Origin of the sequence: Serratia sp. N21D137 (assembly GCF_047530005.1) — a bacterium.
Classification (GTDB): Bacteria; Pseudomonadota; Gammaproteobacteria; order Enterobacterales; family Enterobacteriaceae; genus Chania; species Chania fonticola_B.
In genome coordinates this window covers 1-14,631 of sequence record NZ_JBLJAJ010000004.1, presented here as the reverse complement: position 1 = coordinate 14,631, position 14,631 = coordinate 1, and the positions used below count along the sequence as shown (strand labels likewise).

The window sequence follows — 14,631 nt, the reverse complement described above, 5'->3', positions numbered from 1 at the left end:
GAGGTCATCATGAATATCTTCGCCGAAGCTGCACGTTTAGAAGAGCAAAACCAGCCCTTTGCGCTCGCCCAGATTATCGAAAGCCGTGGATCTACACCGCGCCATTCAGGGCAGATGCTGGTGATGGCCGACGGTGGCTGTATTGGCACCATCGGTGGCGGCATGATCGAACGCCTGGTGATTGAACAGGCAATTGCCGCCATTTCGGAGCGCAAGGCCAGGGTATTTCATGGCCGCATGGCACGCACCGGGCAGGACGCGGTAGGCTCGGACTGTGGGGGCGCGATGTCGGTGTATATCGACGTGCATGGTCTACGCCCGCGCCTGATATTGATCGGGGCCGGGCACGTCAACCGCGCCATCGCCAGCGCCGCCAAGCCGTTGGGCTTTGATATTCACGTTGCCGATATCTACCCGGCCAGCCTCGACCCGGCGCTATTTCCGGTGGACACCACTCTGGTTCATGGCGAGACCTTCCCAGAAGCCATCGACAAGATGAATATTGATCCGGCCAACTTTGTGATTATCGCCACCAACAATCAGGATTGCGAGGCACTCAACGTGCTGATCGAGCAGCCACTGCGCTATCTGGGATTGCGGGCCAGCCGCCGCAAGGTGCAGACCTTTACCCAACAATTGCGCCAGCGCGGCGTAGATGATGAGAAGCTTGCCAAACTCCATGCCCCGGTCGGCTACAACATCGGCGCAGAAACGCCGGAAGAAATCGCCATTAGCGTGCTGGCTGAACTGCTGCAAGTGCGCAACCAATCTGCTGGCGGGCTGATGAAAAATGACATCCGCTTAACGCGCGACAAACTGGTGGTGATCCGTGGCGCAGGCGATATCGCCACCGGCGTGGCGCTGCGGCTGTATCATGCCGGTTTTCAGGTCATCATGCTGGACATTGCCCAACCGACCGCCATTCGCCGGACGGTGGCATTTGCTCAGGCGATGTTTGACGGCAAAACCTGCGTAGAGGGCGTCACCGCCTGCCTGGCCAACGACGTCAACGAAGCTTTCAACATCATCAACCGTGGCGAGATCCCGCTGCTGGTTGACCCAGAGACCCGCAGCCTGGAGCAGCTCAAACCCCGTTTTCTGGTGGATGCCATCCTAGCCAAGCAAAACCTGGGAACCCACCGCAATATGGCCCCGATTACCGTGGCTCTTGGCCCTGGCTTCAACGCCGGACAGGATTGCGATGCGGTGATCGAAACCAATCGCGGCCACGCGCTGGGGCGGGTGATTTATCAAGGTTACACCCATCCCAATACCGGTATTCCCGGCAATATCGCTGGCCACACCACCCGCCGGGTGATCCGTGCACCCGCCGATGGCATTATGCAATGTCGCGTCGCTTTGGGGGATTTGGTGCAGGAGGGGGATGTGGTGGCCCACTGCGGCGAGGTGCCGGTGATTTCGCCGCTTTCCGGTATGGTGCGCGGTTTGCTGCATGATGGGCTGGAGGTCAAAACCGGCACTAAAATCGGTGATATCGATCCGCGCGGTACGCTGGCAGATTACACCACGGTGTCAGATAAGGCGCGGGCCGTCGCCGGGGCGGTGCTTGAAGCCATGATGAAACTTGGGCGCAGATAGAGACTGCTGACTCACAAGGGGCGCGAATGAGCGCAGCATCCAGCGCCCCTACAAGTGAGCCTGGTGTCTGTGATTAATGGCTAATCACCGTACCGGTTTTGCCTTCAATGCCCTGCTGAGCCTTGCTCAATACCGTGATCAACGCCTGACGCCCTGGCTTGGATTCGGCAAATGCCACCGCCGCTTCTACCTTCGGCAGCATTGAGCCTTTGGCAAAGTGCCCTTCTTCGATAAAGCGCTGGGCATCGGCAATGCTCAACTGCTCCAGCCATTGCTCATTCGGTTTGCCAAAGTTGATCGCTACCTTTTCCACTGCGGTGAGGATGATCAGCATATCGGCATCGATCATCTCTGCCAGTTTGGCACTGGCCCAGTCTTTGTCGATCACCGCGCTGGCTCCCCGCAGATGGTTACCTTCGCGGATCACCGGAATACCCCCGCCACCCACGGTGATCACCACCTGCCCGGCCTCCATCATGGCGCGTACCGTTTCTTTCTCGACGATGTCGATCGGCTTGGGCGAGGCAACGACCCGGCGGTAGCCACGGCCCGCATCTTCTACCATGTTGTAACCGTTCTTGGTCAGCTGGTTGGCTTCGGCCTTGGTAAAGAACGAACCAATCGGCTTGGTGGGATTGAGAAACGCCGGATCGCTGCCGTTAACGATCACCTGGGTGATCAAAGTAGCAACCGGTTTAACGATATTGCGATCGAGCAACTCTTCACGCAGGGCGTTTTGCAGATCGTAACCTATATACCCCTGGCTCAACGCGACGCATACTGACATCGGCAGCATCGGGGTATGGGCTTCACTTTTTGCCGCCGCCTCAAACGCCAGGTTGATCATGCCCACCTGCGGGCCATTGCCGTGGGTGACCACTACCTGGTGACCGTGCTCGATTAAATCGACAATCGCCCGCGCGGTGGTTTTGACCGCCTGCATCTGTTCCGCCAGGCCTTCACCCAATGCGTTACCGCCCAATGCCAGCACTATTTTCTTGTTCATGTTGATCCTTGTTGTTTAGTGAGGTGTTACCCCATTTTTGCCGCGATCTGGGCATTGAAAGGCCGACGACGCAAGAACTGCCCGTACCCTTGCCGCCCGGTAAATTCGCCATTACGCGCTACGACCTCGCCCCGGCACATCGTCAGCACCGGCACGCCCTGGCACTGAAAACCTTCATAAGGGGAATAATCCGCCTTGTCATGAAGCCGAGCATGGCTGATAGCCGTGGATTGGCGCGGATCAAAGATCACCACGTCGGCATCTGCACCGGGGTTTAGATTGCCTTTACGCGGCCACAGGCCGAACAACCGCGCCGGGTTGCTGCTGGTGAGCGCCACAAAGCGTGAAGGGGAAATCCGTCCGCTCATTACCCCGTGAGAGAACAGCAGCATCATGCGATTCTCGACCCCAGGCAGGCCGTTCGGGCAGCGGGTAAAGTCCCCTGCCGCCATTGCCTGCCTTTGGTGGTAAGGGAAAGTACAGTGATCGGTAGCGACGGTATCGATCGAACCGTCGGCAATGCCTACCCATAGGCGATCCAATTCCCGTTGGTCACGCAGCGGCGGGCTGAGGATGTATTTCGCCCCATCTTCACGCAGGTAACATTGTTCGTTGAGCAGCAGATACTGCGGGCAGGTTTCTACCCACACCGGTTGGCGCTGTTGGTGTGCCAGACGTAAATAATCCAGCCCCAGCCCATTGGATAAATGGACGATGTACAGCGGCGCGTTGTCTGCCAGATGGGCCAGATTGATCATCCGGCCAATTGCTTCAGCCTCACATTCCAACGGGCGGCTTAATGCGTGATGGATCGGCGCTGTTTTACCGGCGGCCACCAGCGCAGCTCGGCGCAGAGCAATCGCGGCATCGTTTTCTGGGTGGACGGTAGTCAATGCCCCAGCCTGCCGCAACTGCCCCAAGGCTCGCAGCACGTCGGTATCATTGATCTTGTAGAGGTAGGTCAGATACAGCTTAAAGCTGCTGATCCCTTCGTCATGCACCATGCTGGCCATCTCTTCGAGAATGCCGTCGTCAATATGTTGGATCACGCCGTGAAAGCCGTAATCGATCGCCGCATTGCCGGCCGCATACTGGTGGTAGACGTTGAGCTGATGATGGAGATTGCAGCCCGCCGGGCCAAATCCCATATGATCGATAATGGTGGTAGTGCCGCCACAGGCCGCCGCGCGGGTGCCGCTGAAAAAATCGTCGCAGCTGCGGGCGATGCCGACATCAATATTGAAATGGGTATGGACATCGATGCCGCCGGGCATGACATAACAGCCGGAAGCATCAATCACCTCACAATGGCTATCAACTTCGATCGCCGTGTCGCGCTGGCAGATCACCCCGTTTTCAATCAACAAATCCTGAGGATACTGCCCGTCGCTATCAACCAGAATGCCGTTCTTAATCAACTGCTTCATTGCTGGCACTCCATAAAAAAATCCGGCGGAGGGTGCCGGGTATTTAACCGTGTGATGCTCGCTGGATGAGGTGCTATTTGGGCTTCTCACCCTCTCCCGCTGGGAGAGGGTGAGAAGGTGCTTATTTCTCCAACTCGTCCAGGTAAGCCAAAGGCACGGCGGCATACATAGCCGCGCAGGTCACCAGATGGTCTTTCCAGGTTTTCTCGTTCGGCGCGTGGGCTTCAGGCTCCTTGCCCGGACCGAAACCGATCACCGGAATACCGTGACGCCCCATGATGGAAACCCCGTTGGTTGAGAAGGTCCACTTATCCACCACTGGCTGCTTCTTGAACAGGCCCTGATAGGCCTTGCTCAGGGTTTTCACCGTGATGTGATCTTCTTCGACCTTCCAGGTTGGGAAGTAGCATTCGGTTGGGTACACCAGACCGGTGTAGGACGGACGGCTATAGTCATACATCGACACAACTGCCTTGGCCGCCTGTACCGCTGGTAACGCACGGATCTCGTCCAACGCCCCTTCCCAGGTTTCGCCCCAGGTCAGGCGGCGGTCGATGGATACCGCACAGCTGTCTGCTACCGCACAGCGGCTAGGTGAGGTGAAGAAAATCTCTGAAACGGTGAGCGTGCCTTTACCCAGGAAATCGTCGTTGCCCAAGTTGCCGGACAGCTGTTGCAACTCGTTGAGGATTGGGCCCATTTTGAAAATGGCGTTGTCACCACGCTCCGGTGCCGAGCCGTGGCAGCTGATGCCTTGCACATCCACGCGGATTTCCATACGGCCACGCTGGCCGCGGTAGATCTGGCAGTCGGTCGGTTCGGTGCTGATCACAAACTCTGGGCGGATGTTGGATTGCTCAATAATGTACTGCCAGCACAGGCCATCGCAGTCTTCTTCCTGCACGGTGCCGGTCACCAGCAGCGTATACTGATCTTCCAGCCCCAGATCCTTGATGATTTTGCCCGCGTAGACCATGGAAGCCATGCCACCTTCCTGATCCGATGCGCCACGGCCACCGATGATCTCGTCGTTTTCCATGCCCTGATACGGGTCAAAGGTCCAGTTCTTGATGTTGCCGATGCCGACGGTATCAATATGCGCGTCCATCGCAATCAGGTGTGGGCCGTGGCCGATATAGCCCAGGATGTTGCCCATCGGGTCAATCTCGACCTTGTCGAACCCGACCTTCTCCATCTCTTTCTTGATACACAGCACCACCCGTTTTTCGTCACAGCTTTCACTCGGGATGGCGATCATGTCCCGCAGGAAGCGCGTCATCTCATCTTTGTATTGGTAGGCTTTCTCTAATACCAATTCGAAAGGAATTTGCTTTGCCATTGTGTTCTTTCTCCAATTTTTTATTACCCCTCTCTGCTGCGAGAGGTTGAGTAATCTGACGGCGGTGGTTAAACCGGAAGCTTCCCTTCCCACACCACTTCGCGATAGTGCTTCACGTCGGTATCGCCTTCGGAGCTGATTAACAGCACTACCGACTGGCTATCCAGACCGAGTTTTTGCATCAGCTGCGCACGTTGCGGGCTGTGATGTACCGCAGCCAGCACGCCCAACCCCACGGCACCGGACTCGCCGGAGATAATGCGCGGGTCGTTACCCAGCGGATTACCCAAGACTCGCATTCCTAACGCCGCCACGCTGTCCTGGCAGGAAATAAATTGCGTGGCGCAGTTACGCAGCAACGGCCAGCCCAAGGGGTTAGGTTCACCACAGGCCAGACCGGCCATGATGGTGGCCATATCGCCGCCCACGTTGACGATTTCCCCTTTTACCCCGGAGCGATAAACGCAGTCGGCCAGCTCGGGTTCGACAATCACCGAATGCAGCTTATCCGCGCCAAACACGTCTACCAGATAGCCCAGCACGCCCGCGGCCATCGCGCCGACACCGGCCTGTAACAGCACATGGGTTGGCCGCTCGATCTGCATCTGCCGCATCTGTTCGGCCGCTTCGTCTGCCAGCGTGGCGTAACCCTGCATGATCCAGGTTGGGATCTTGGTGTAGCCTTCCCAGGCGGTGTCCTGTACCACCTGCCAGCCGCGTTCCTGGGCCGTTTTCATGGTCAGGCGCACGGTATCGTCGTAGTTCATATCGGTGACGATGCACTCGGCACCCAGGTTGAGAATGTGATCCACCCTCTCCTGCGCCGAGCCTTTAGGCATATACACCACCGCATGCTGGCCTAGCTGTTGCGCCGCCCAGGCAACCCCCCTGCCATGGTTGCCGTCGGTGGTGGTGGCGAAGGTCATCTTCTCGGTCGCCGTGGCTTTAAACTTTTCGAAAGAAAACGCATTGATATCAATCTGGTACTTTTCACACAAAAGCTGGGCAATGGCGTACGCACCGCCGAGCATCTTGAAGGCGTTTAAACCAAAGCGTTTGGACTCGTCTTTGACCAGGATTTTCCGCACGCCAAACAGCTGCGCGAGATCGTCCAACGCGCATAACGGCGTTGGCTGATAACCCGCGATCTTCTTATGAAACTCGCGCGCTTTCTGCGCTTGCGCCTTAGAGAACAGAGAGGAGGTTTCGCCGTTAAAATAACGGTTATCCTCTATCGCCACTTTCAATGAAAAAACCGACATAACCGCTACCTCTTCTGGTCGCATTAACTTTCACCGTGCAGGGACACCGCCCGGTATCCCTGACCAGGTAAATTTATTTAATGCGTTTTTCTGCTTCTTTCAGTAATTGATCCAACACCAGACCCGGGTTGGAGAATTTGCGCGCCATGATCATCGCCGCGATGATATAAGGCTTCCAGCTGGCTTCCTTATAGGTGGCAATACGGTACTTCTCGAATACGCTGGCACAGACTTCCCCTTCACTGCAGGAGACGTCGGTGATGTCCGCTGGCAGACAGTGCATATAGAGCGCTTCGCCGCCTTTGGTCAGCTTCATCATCTCTTCGGTGCAGTGCCAGTTTTTGTAGTAGGCGTTTTGCGCCAGGCACTGTTGCTCCAGCGCCTTGAGGCCCGCGTGATCGTTGGCACGCAACAGATCGGTACGCTGCTCCATGACCTTGTATGGCGCCCAGGATTTCGGATAAACGATGTCCGCGCCCTGGAAGGCTTCGGCCATCGAGGTCACCTGTTGGAAGCTACCACCGGAAGCAGCAGCGTTGTTCTTCGCCACTTCGATCACGTCCGGGATCAAGTCGTAACCTTCCGGATGGGCCAGCGTCACCTTCATGCCAAAGCGGGTCATCAGCCCAATGATGCCCTGCGGCACCGACAGCGGTTTGCCATAGCTGGGTGAATAGGCCCAGGTCATGGCGATCTTCTTGCCTTTCAGGTTTTCCAGGCTGCCGAAGTGCTCCTGCAACCAGGCCAGATCCGCCATGGCCTGGGTTGGGTGATCGATATCGCACTGCAAGTTGACCAGTGCCGGGCGCTGTGGCAGCACGCCCTTCTCAAATCCTTCATCCAGCGCGGCCCCCACCTCACGCATGTAGGCGTTGCCTGCCCCCAGATACATGTCGTCACGGATACCGATGGCATCCGCGCAGAAGGAGATCATATTGGCCGTTTCACGCACCGTTTCCCCGTGGGCGATCTGCGATTTACCTTCATCCAGATCTTGCTGCGCCAACCCCAGCAGGTTGAGCGCCGAGGCATAAGAAAAACGGGTACGCGTGGAGTTATCACGGAAGATGGAGATGCCTAAGCCACTGTTGAAAATCTTGGTGGCAATGTTTTCTGAGCGCATGATTTTCAGCGATTCCGCCAGCTTGAGCACCAGTTCCAGCTCGTCACGGCTCTGTTCCCACGTCAGTAAAAAGTCCTTTTGATGTAAATTGGACTTTAACGCGCTTATTTCCTTAATTAACTGGTTAACTGTTCTCATCTTTGCCCCTAAATAGAGAGTGTGGTGGTGATCCGTTAAAACAAGTGCCTAACCTCGGAATAACCAATACGCTTTTTCAGCGTCTGGCTACAGGACAATCAATAAGCGTGCCAACAAGGGGAAAGTTAAGCTGCGTAACATAAAACTGCGGAGTATTATGATGGCGATCACATAAAACGGGACTTTCGGGGCGGTTAATGTGAAATTTACAGTCAGGGTGTTGCTGGCAAGGGATAATTCCCTGCAGCGTGAATCTGCCATTTATAATTATCAGCCTTTCTCGCAACCCAAAATGATAGCAATTAGCGCGCAGTATCATTTTGATAATAAAATGTGATGCTAACAGCAGAATCTCTATTCTCTATGGGATTAGCTTGATGACTATCAAATTATAGCTGGCCGTAGTGTATTATCGTTTCTTTTTCAATGACGATAACGGGAGACGCGTGATGATAGCACCGGCCACTGCCCAGTCGGCTCTTATGCAGATCCAACCGACAATTTTGCGCTTTACCAAGATGCTCTCCAGCGTGTTGCTGCTGGAGGTAGAGATTGTCGATGCCAACCTGGTACGCGTGGCAGGCACTGGCCCGTATGGCAAACAATTTGGCATCAAGCTCGGCAGCAACTCCTGGTTGTTGAAATATGTGCTTGATACTAAAAATGAAAAAATAGTCACCCACTCCCGTTACGACCCGGTATGCGAAGGCTGCACCAGCAAAGATGCGTGCCAGGAAAAGGCCTTCCTCGGCATTCCTATCCTGTTCCAGGATGCCTGCATCGGCGTGATCAGCCTGGTGGCCTTCACTCTGGAGCAGCAGCAAAGGTTACGGGATAACCTGCAAGAGTTCTCGGGCTACGTGCGCAATATTTCCAACGTTTTCGTTTCCAACTTATTGGAGACGCAAGGCGGCAGCAGTGGTTTAAATAAAGTGCTTTTCAGCCTGATTGAAAATATGGATCAGGGGGTGTTAATACTCAATGAAAAGAGCCAGGTGAAGTTCGCCAATATGATGGCCTTAAAACAGCTCAATATGCCGCAGGAAAATATTATCGGCAAAACCTTTACTATTCGCGCCCTCACCTTCCAGCAAAATTACACCAGCGGACATCTGCAACATATTCTCTCCTTCGACGATAACCAGGAGATTATGATTGGCCAGCTGCATCAGGTTCAGGATCATCAATTATTTTTAATGGCTTTCCATCAGTCACACTCCTCATTTGACGAAACGCTGAGCCTGCAAGACCCGCGTATTGAGCAACTGGCGGGGGAAAGCAAACCGATGCGTCTGCTGAAGAGCTTAATCACCCGTATTGCCCCCAGCCCCTCCAGCGTATTGGTGGTTGGCGAAAGCGGCACCGGCAAAGAAGTGGTGGCGCGGGCGATCCACCGGCTGAGTAACCGCAGCGATAAACCTTTTATCGCCATTAACTGCGCTGCCATTCCGGATCAGCTGTTGGAGAGTGAACTGTTTGGTTACCTGAAGGGCGCATTTACCGGCGCTTCGGCCAATGGCAAGGTGGGGCTGATCCAGGCGGCCAATCAGGGGACGTTATTCCTGGATGAGATCGGTGATATGCCGTTAATGTTACAGGCCAAGCTGCTGCGCACGGTGGAATCCCGTGAAGTGTTACCGATCGGCTCCAGCAAGCCGATCCCGGTCGATATCCGCATTATCTCCGCCACCAACCAGAATCTGGAACAGTACATTGCCGAAGGCAAGTTCCGTGAAGACCTTTATTACCGCCTGAACGTTATCCCCATCACCCTGCCACCGCTGCGTGAGCGCGAAGGCGATATCGAACTGCTGGTGCACTATTTCCTCAGTTTGCACACCAAGCGGATCGGCATTATCTACCCCGGCATCTCGGCAGAGGTACTCGAGCTGCTACGCCGACACCGCTGGCCAGGCAACGTGCGCGAACTGAGTAATTTGATGGAATATCTGGTTAACGTAGTGCCGAGCGGTGAGATCATTGATACCTATCTGCTGCCGCCCAATCTGACCCGTGGGCAACATCTGGAGGCTCGCGCCAGCGTATCTACCTATAAAGCCACAAAGAGTTGCGAAAACCACGATATGGCGGGCTTGGAGAGTATGGAGAAGCTGATGATTGAGGAGGCACTGAGCCAGCATGCGAACAAGAAGGTGGTGGCAGAGAAACTGGGGATTGGTATCGCGACGCTGTATCGCAAGATAAAGAAGTATGAGCTGTCTTCTCATTGAGGGGGGAGATTAATTGTGTGCCGGGCTGGCGCGTTTAGCTGGCTAGCCCTAGGACGTTCCAGTAGTCTGCTTGTGTTCTGCTATCAATATCTCTTTTTAAGGCGTATTAGCGCCCTTATCTCAATCTGCGAAATGCATCGCATTATTTTTGCTCCAAAAAACCTCAATTTACATATGAAAACAACTGGACCCAATAAAACTACATATTGTAGTATTTACATCACATCGTAGTAAAATGTTCGGTATGTTATGGTTGTCTTGTGACATTCAGGAACCAAGGTAACTATGGCGATCAGTAGCGAAGAACGTGATTTTTTCATTGCGTTGGGCAAACGCATTACCAGCCTGCGCAAAGAACGTACCATTACTCAGACCGAATTGGCTGAGCAGTTGGGCGTTTCTCAACAGACAGTGCAAGCATGGGAGGCTGGCCGCCGTCGTATCAAGGTGTCTTCACTCCCTGCCGTAGCAAACATTTTTTCGGTTTCACTAGAGGAATTGTTTGGAGCAACGACGGAGTCTTCCCTCCGCGAGAGTGCCCCGACCCCGAAGTGGCAGCAGCAGATAGAAGCGATTGCTAATTTGCCGCAGGAAAAACAGCAGATAATTTCAGAGATGTTAAGCGCCATGATTGCACAGGCGCGTAACTAACTGATAAGTAACGCGGCGATAACGGGTTGCAGCCCACTATCGCCGCTCACCACAAGCAACTAAGCAGGAGTTGATTATGGCTAAGAGCGATTCTAAGTCAGGCACCCCCGTAAATAAAGCACCCAAGACAACACGCCGCTACACCGTGGGCTATTCGCCCAACCGAGGTATCAAGAAGCCCGCGCCCCAGCTGCTTATCAAGGGCTATTGGCTGGAAGAACTGGGCTTCTTAACCGGCCAGCAGGTCACGGTAAATATTGAACAGGGAAGATTGATTATTCAAGCAGAGGGAAGCGTATGAACGGGACTCATATTATGCAGGCAACCACAGGTGGGTTTATTCCTGAGCTGATTATCGATGGCGAGGATATTATCAAGGCGGGATTTGTGGCGGGGACTGTATTTAAGATAGAACCGTACCAGGACGGGCTGGTAATAACGCTAGTTTCTAATGAGGGAGAGATTGAGCGGTTATTATTGGAGGAGAACGCTCATCCCCATATTGGTGCGGACTGGATACGGGATAATGGCGAGTTGTATCTGGCGGGAGACTGGCTGGCGGAGTGCGGCCTGACCGGGCAACCGCTGGCGATCAGCGTAATGCCTGGTCAGGTGGTGATTCGAGTACAACAAAGTAATATATTTGCATAACAACTAATTGAGGTAGCCAGAAATATTTTTCTGGCTTTCCCTACACTAAATATTATACAAAGCAATAATTACATCGATAAAATATCGTCAATACAATCAAGTATCTCAGGAGTGGACTCATCTACCTGCGAACTTTCCCTCCACTGCCTTATTTTATTTAAATTTATCTCAACCCCTATATTTGATTGATATATATACATATCGCACATTGTGCTGATTGCATCAAATTTTGCGTCATTGTCCTCACTTTGAATAAACACATCAAATAAAGCACCCCACAAATTTTCAATAATATCTCTATCAGCAACAATTTCTCTCTTATAAGAAGATGAAAATAAATCATCAATCTCACCAATTAGCTCGCTCATGTTCGAGCTATTATTATTCAAGGCACTATAAATTTCAGTTATCTTATTTTTTATAAAAATATTTTTACTATTCATTTATTTCACCCAAGGGAAAGTTGATGGTTGATTTATAGGTATATGGACATCATTTATGATAGTTTGACTATAGCTAGGGCTATTTTCTTTAAATATTCCTGGCGGATGATAATTACCATTAACGTCCATACTTTTCTTCCCATCCATTATTCTAACAACCCATCCTTTACTAGCATTTGAGCCAACTGGAGCGGTATTGTCTATGCCATGAATACGAACAGTAGTTTTGCTTCCTGTTGAGTTAACCCATTTGTACTCATAACCATAGTCACCAATATAGCCTTCAGGTGGCGTTAACTTACGAACTGTAGCAGTTTCAGGAATTGTAATAAGATCTGTACCATCTGATTTCTTAATCGTATTACCAGATAGCGAACAAGCTGACAATCCGAGAGGATCGATCCATGTAAGAGGATTCGGAACGTAACTGTATAAATTCAGCCCCCCCGCCAGCCCTATCGGGTCTGGACACAGGTAATCCCCCTCGCGCGAGTCATACTACCGGTTCAGGTGGTACACCTCCGCCAGAAATGCATCATACTCAAGGATCTTAATCACGCTACCGCCCTACCTTGATAGTTTTTATCTGTACAAAAGTATTTTATATCAAATAGTAAAGTAAACACTGACTGATTGAAGCGTGCTCCTCCAATAGGGCATAGACTAGATATGGGATAGCCCTATCTGACTGGGCAACTACTGATGATCAACGTGGTGTCCGGCAGGGTGGTGATTTGAATACGCTTAGAAAATTGCAAAATGTACAAGCTGCTTTTGTTATTTCCAACCTAGAAGCACGAATATTAATATCCCTATAAGATTCTTAACTAAAAACATTAATCAAAAATGGTCTGATACATACCAGACCATTCTGAAATTAATTTCAAAATTATATTTTATTATACTTTATACTATTTATAAACTCTTCAAGATTGCTAGTTAAATTCACTTCCTTATTGGATAATGCTGGAGCAATGTAATGAGAGAAAATCTTCATATAGAAAGATGCTTTTTTTATTGCATCGAACCTGTTGGTAACTATACTTTCATTGCGATACAAAACAGGCTGTCCTTTCCCACTTTTCTTAAAATAGAAGTCTACATCATAAAAGCATACAGGAATTTCATCTAAAGCGTCTTCATCAAAAATCCGACACCCTATTGATACAACCGCAATAATATTTTCGCTAGTTGATAATGGATACTCTGCTCGTGAAATAAACAAGTCTTCGCCAAAGAAATGATCTTTAACCAGAAACAACTCATCTGTGGACTCTATATTCTTAAAGTCTGACGGATCCACATCAAACATATTGTTTTTTTGCACAAACCAAGAAGATGGCACATAAAATCCAGCCAGTGGAGGATATTCATTGAATACATTTATTTTATTCATCACATCTCATACCTTACTCAAGTAATCGAAATATTTCTCAGAAGCAATTGGATGTCCATGGAATTCGTTTGTGCTCTTTGTAACCTCAACCCTCATATACTGTGTCGGCTTCCCATTGTTAGAGCCAATAGTTCTTCCAGTATCTTATATATAACAGTCAGACCCGCCACTCTGCGGAGCATAATTTCCATGTCGGAGAGCTTCTTTTTCTAGTTGATTTCTAAAACTAGTGGCCTCTTTTGAGTTCATACTACCTTGAACCTTTTCATTCCAGTATTGAGCAGGCCCTTTATTACTAGATAATTTAATTTCTTCAGCCTGTGTTTTGGCTTTCGTATGTTTATCATACTCAGCAGAACTTGAATGATGTCTTCTCTTCCTATCTGCTTTAGGGCATCACCAAGGCGGGATTTGTGGCGGGTGCGGTATTTAAGATAGAACCGTACCAGGACGGGCTGGTAATAACATTGATTTCTGATGAGGTTGAGATTGAGCGGTTATTATTGGATGTAGGCACTCATCCCCATATTGATGCGGACTGGGTACGGGATAACGGTGAGCTGTATCTGGCGGGAGACTGGTTGACACAGTATGGCCTACCGGGCCCCCCTTGGCGATGAGCGTGATGCTCGGCAAGGTGATGATTCAGGTTCAGCAGGGTGCTATGTTAGCATAGCAACCAATTAAAATAGCCGGAAAGATCCAAGGAGGATCTTTCCATATTTAATCATCTATTATTAAAGCACATTTATTCCATACAACACATTCGCTTTATTTTTCAGAGTATTTTAAATTGAAAAATATTTTCATTAAATTTTCCAAACGCATCTATTCTATTAAAAACAGATACGATTTGCTCGAACTCTTTAGCATACTTTTCCTTAAATACATCACTATTAGACCACGATATAATTAAAGGCCTATCCTCCGCATCAATAGGAACCATAAAGTCATATAGTGCATCAGGGTTATTTCCAAAATATGGTCCAAAATCAAATTCATTAGAAAAAAAACGATACACGTCCATTGGGGTTGTCTGCTTATTACCATCTAATATTATTTTTCTCATAATTAATTACCTCCCATTACATTTCCAACTACCCAATTGCTCTGCTGTATCATAATGATTTGATGTTAGATAAGTTAATCCATCACTAGAATATAATAACCTCGTCCCTGGTTGTTTTGCTCTAGACATGTGATTATTTAGGCCAATATCAGCTTCGAACCAAGTCCTTCCTGTCAATGCCAATCGAATAGTGACCCAGGCTGCCAAAGTAAATCTGACCCACCCCTGTTAGCGGTTAGCCAGAAATGTCGGCGGTTGCCGGCTTCTTCAACTGACCACTTTTTAACTTGTCCTTC

At 50.8% G+C, this 14,631-nt stretch carries 14 protein-coding genes; 5 read left to right on the top strand and 9 right to left on the bottom strand.

The window, feature by feature from the left end; all coding sequences use genetic code 11:
• Positions 1 to 9: 9 nt before the first annotated feature.
• On the top strand, positions 10 to 1,599 hold the full coding sequence (yqeB, locus tag ACMV5H_RS04495; protein WP_414821504.1) for a selenium-dependent molybdenum cofactor biosynthesis protein YqeB: 1,590 nt from the start codon (positions 10 to 12) through the stop codon (positions 1,597 to 1,599).
• Between the two features lie 73 nt (positions 1,600 to 1,672).
• Here yqeB and arcC read toward each other — a convergent pair whose 3' ends face one another.
• From arcC to ygeW, 5 genes are all read right to left on the bottom strand, one after another.
• Entirely contained in the window at positions 1,673 to 2,605 is a 933-nt protein-coding gene (gene arcC, locus ACMV5H_RS04490) for a carbamate kinase (protein ID WP_115158325.1), read from the bottom strand.
• 26 nt (positions 2,606 to 2,631) lie between these two features.
• Complete coding sequence (hydA, locus tag ACMV5H_RS04485; RefSeq protein WP_414821503.1) at positions 2,632 to 4,032, bottom strand: dihydropyrimidinase; 1,401 nt, start codon at positions 4,030 to 4,032, stop codon at positions 2,632 to 2,634.
• Between the two features lie 121 nt (positions 4,033 to 4,153).
• Entirely contained in the window at positions 4,154 to 5,371 is a 1,218-nt protein-coding gene (locus ACMV5H_RS04480) for a YgeY family selenium metabolism-linked hydrolase (RefSeq protein WP_115158323.1), read from the bottom strand.
• Between the two features lie 68 nt (positions 5,372 to 5,439).
• Positions 5,440 to 6,633, bottom strand: coding sequence for a diaminopropionate ammonia-lyase (gene dpaL / locus ACMV5H_RS04475; protein WP_414821502.1), 1,194 nt, complete (start codon positions 6,631 to 6,633; stop codon positions 5,440 to 5,442).
• A 73-nt stretch (positions 6,634 to 6,706) separates the two neighbouring features.
• Positions 6,707 to 7,894, bottom strand: a complete 1,188-nt coding sequence (gene ygeW, locus ACMV5H_RS04470) for a knotted carbamoyltransferase YgeW (protein WP_414821501.1) — start codon at positions 7,892 to 7,894, stop codon at positions 6,707 to 6,709.
• A gap of 452 nt (positions 7,895 to 8,346) precedes the next feature.
• Here ygeW and ACMV5H_RS04465 point away from each other — a divergent pair, with 452 nt between their 5' ends.
• From ACMV5H_RS04465 to ACMV5H_RS04450, 4 genes are all read left to right on the top strand, one after another.
• The gene (locus tag ACMV5H_RS04465; protein ID WP_414821569.1) at positions 8,347 to 10,125 is read left to right on the top strand and encodes a sigma-54 interaction domain-containing protein; all 1,779 of its coding nucleotides are present in this window, start codon (positions 8,347 to 8,349) and stop codon (positions 10,123 to 10,125) included.
• Positions 10,126 to 10,410: 285 nt separating this feature from the next.
• Positions 10,411 to 10,776, top strand: coding sequence for a helix-turn-helix domain-containing protein (locus ACMV5H_RS04460; protein ID WP_209554634.1), 366 nt, complete (start codon positions 10,411 to 10,413; stop codon positions 10,774 to 10,776).
• A gap of 76 nt (positions 10,777 to 10,852) precedes the next feature.
• Positions 10,853 to 11,077, top strand: a complete 225-nt coding sequence (locus ACMV5H_RS04455; RefSeq protein WP_209554635.1) for a SymE family type I addiction module toxin — start codon at positions 10,853 to 10,855, stop codon at positions 11,075 to 11,077.
• Positions 11,074 to 11,427, top strand: a complete 354-nt coding sequence (locus ACMV5H_RS04450; protein WP_209554636.1) for a SymE family type I addiction module toxin — start codon at positions 11,074 to 11,076, stop codon at positions 11,425 to 11,427. The genes ACMV5H_RS04455 and ACMV5H_RS04450 overlap by 4 nt, the downstream gene beginning before the upstream one ends.
• Positions 11,428 to 11,495: 68 nt before the next feature.
• On the opposite strand, the gene ACMV5H_RS04445 is transcribed toward ACMV5H_RS04450, so the two are convergent.
• The 4 genes from ACMV5H_RS04445 to ACMV5H_RS04430 form a co-directional block, all read right to left on the bottom strand.
• Positions 11,496 to 11,870, bottom strand: coding sequence for a hypothetical protein (locus tag ACMV5H_RS04445; RefSeq protein WP_209554637.1), 375 nt, complete (start codon positions 11,868 to 11,870; stop codon positions 11,496 to 11,498).
• The gene (locus tag ACMV5H_RS04440) at positions 11,871 to 12,257 is read right to left on the bottom strand and encodes a polymorphic toxin type 30 domain-containing protein (RefSeq protein WP_209554638.1); all 387 of its coding nucleotides are present in this window, start codon (positions 12,255 to 12,257) and stop codon (positions 11,871 to 11,873) included.
• Between the two features lie 502 nt (positions 12,258 to 12,759).
• Positions 12,760 to 13,269 carry a hypothetical protein gene (locus ACMV5H_RS04435; RefSeq protein WP_414821500.1) on the bottom strand — a complete coding sequence of 170 codons (510 nt, stop codon included), beginning with the start codon at positions 13,267 to 13,269 and terminating at the stop codon, positions 12,760 to 12,762.
• Positions 13,270 to 14,044: 775 nt separating this feature from the next.
• Entirely contained in the window at positions 14,045 to 14,335 is a 291-nt protein-coding gene (locus ACMV5H_RS04430; RefSeq protein WP_209554640.1) for a barstar family protein, read from the bottom strand.
• Positions 14,336 to 14,631: the final 296 nt, after the last annotated feature.

Excerpts from the sequence above, each read along its gene's own strand:
- yqeB (WP_414821504.1), top strand. The coding sequence starts at position 10 with ATGAATATCTTCGCCGAAGCTGCACGTTTAGAAGAGCAAAACCAGCCC.
- arcC (WP_115158325.1), bottom strand. The coding sequence starts at position 2,605 with ATGAACAAGAAAATAGTGCTGGCATTGGGCGGTAACGCATTGGGTGAA.
- hydA (WP_414821503.1), bottom strand. The coding sequence starts at position 4,032 with ATGAAGCAGTTGATTAAGAACGGCATTCTGGTTGATAGCGACGGGCAG.
- ACMV5H_RS04480 (WP_115158323.1), bottom strand. The coding sequence starts at position 5,371 with ATGGCAAAGCAAATTCCTTTCGAATTGGTATTAGAGAAAGCCTACCAA.
- dpaL (WP_414821502.1), bottom strand. The coding sequence starts at position 6,633 with ATGTCGGTTTTTTCATTGAAAGTGGCGATAGAGGATAACCGTTATTTT.
- ygeW (WP_414821501.1), bottom strand. The coding sequence starts at position 7,894 with ATGAGAACAGTTAACCAGTTAATTAAGGAAATAAGCGCGTTAAAGTCC.
- ACMV5H_RS04460 (WP_209554634.1), top strand. The coding sequence starts at position 10,411 with ATGGCGATCAGTAGCGAAGAACGTGATTTTTTCATTGCGTTGGGCAAA.
- ACMV5H_RS04455 (WP_209554635.1), top strand. The coding sequence starts at position 10,853 with ATGGCTAAGAGCGATTCTAAGTCAGGCACCCCCGTAAATAAAGCACCC.
- ACMV5H_RS04450 (WP_209554636.1), top strand. The coding sequence starts at position 11,074 with ATGAACGGGACTCATATTATGCAGGCAACCACAGGTGGGTTTATTCCT.
- ACMV5H_RS04445 (WP_209554637.1), bottom strand. The coding sequence starts at position 11,870 with ATGAATAGTAAAAATATTTTTATAAAAAATAAGATAACTGAAATTTAT.
- ACMV5H_RS04430 (WP_209554640.1), bottom strand. The coding sequence starts at position 14,335 with ATGAGAAAAATAATATTAGATGGTAATAAGCAGACAACCCCAATGGAC.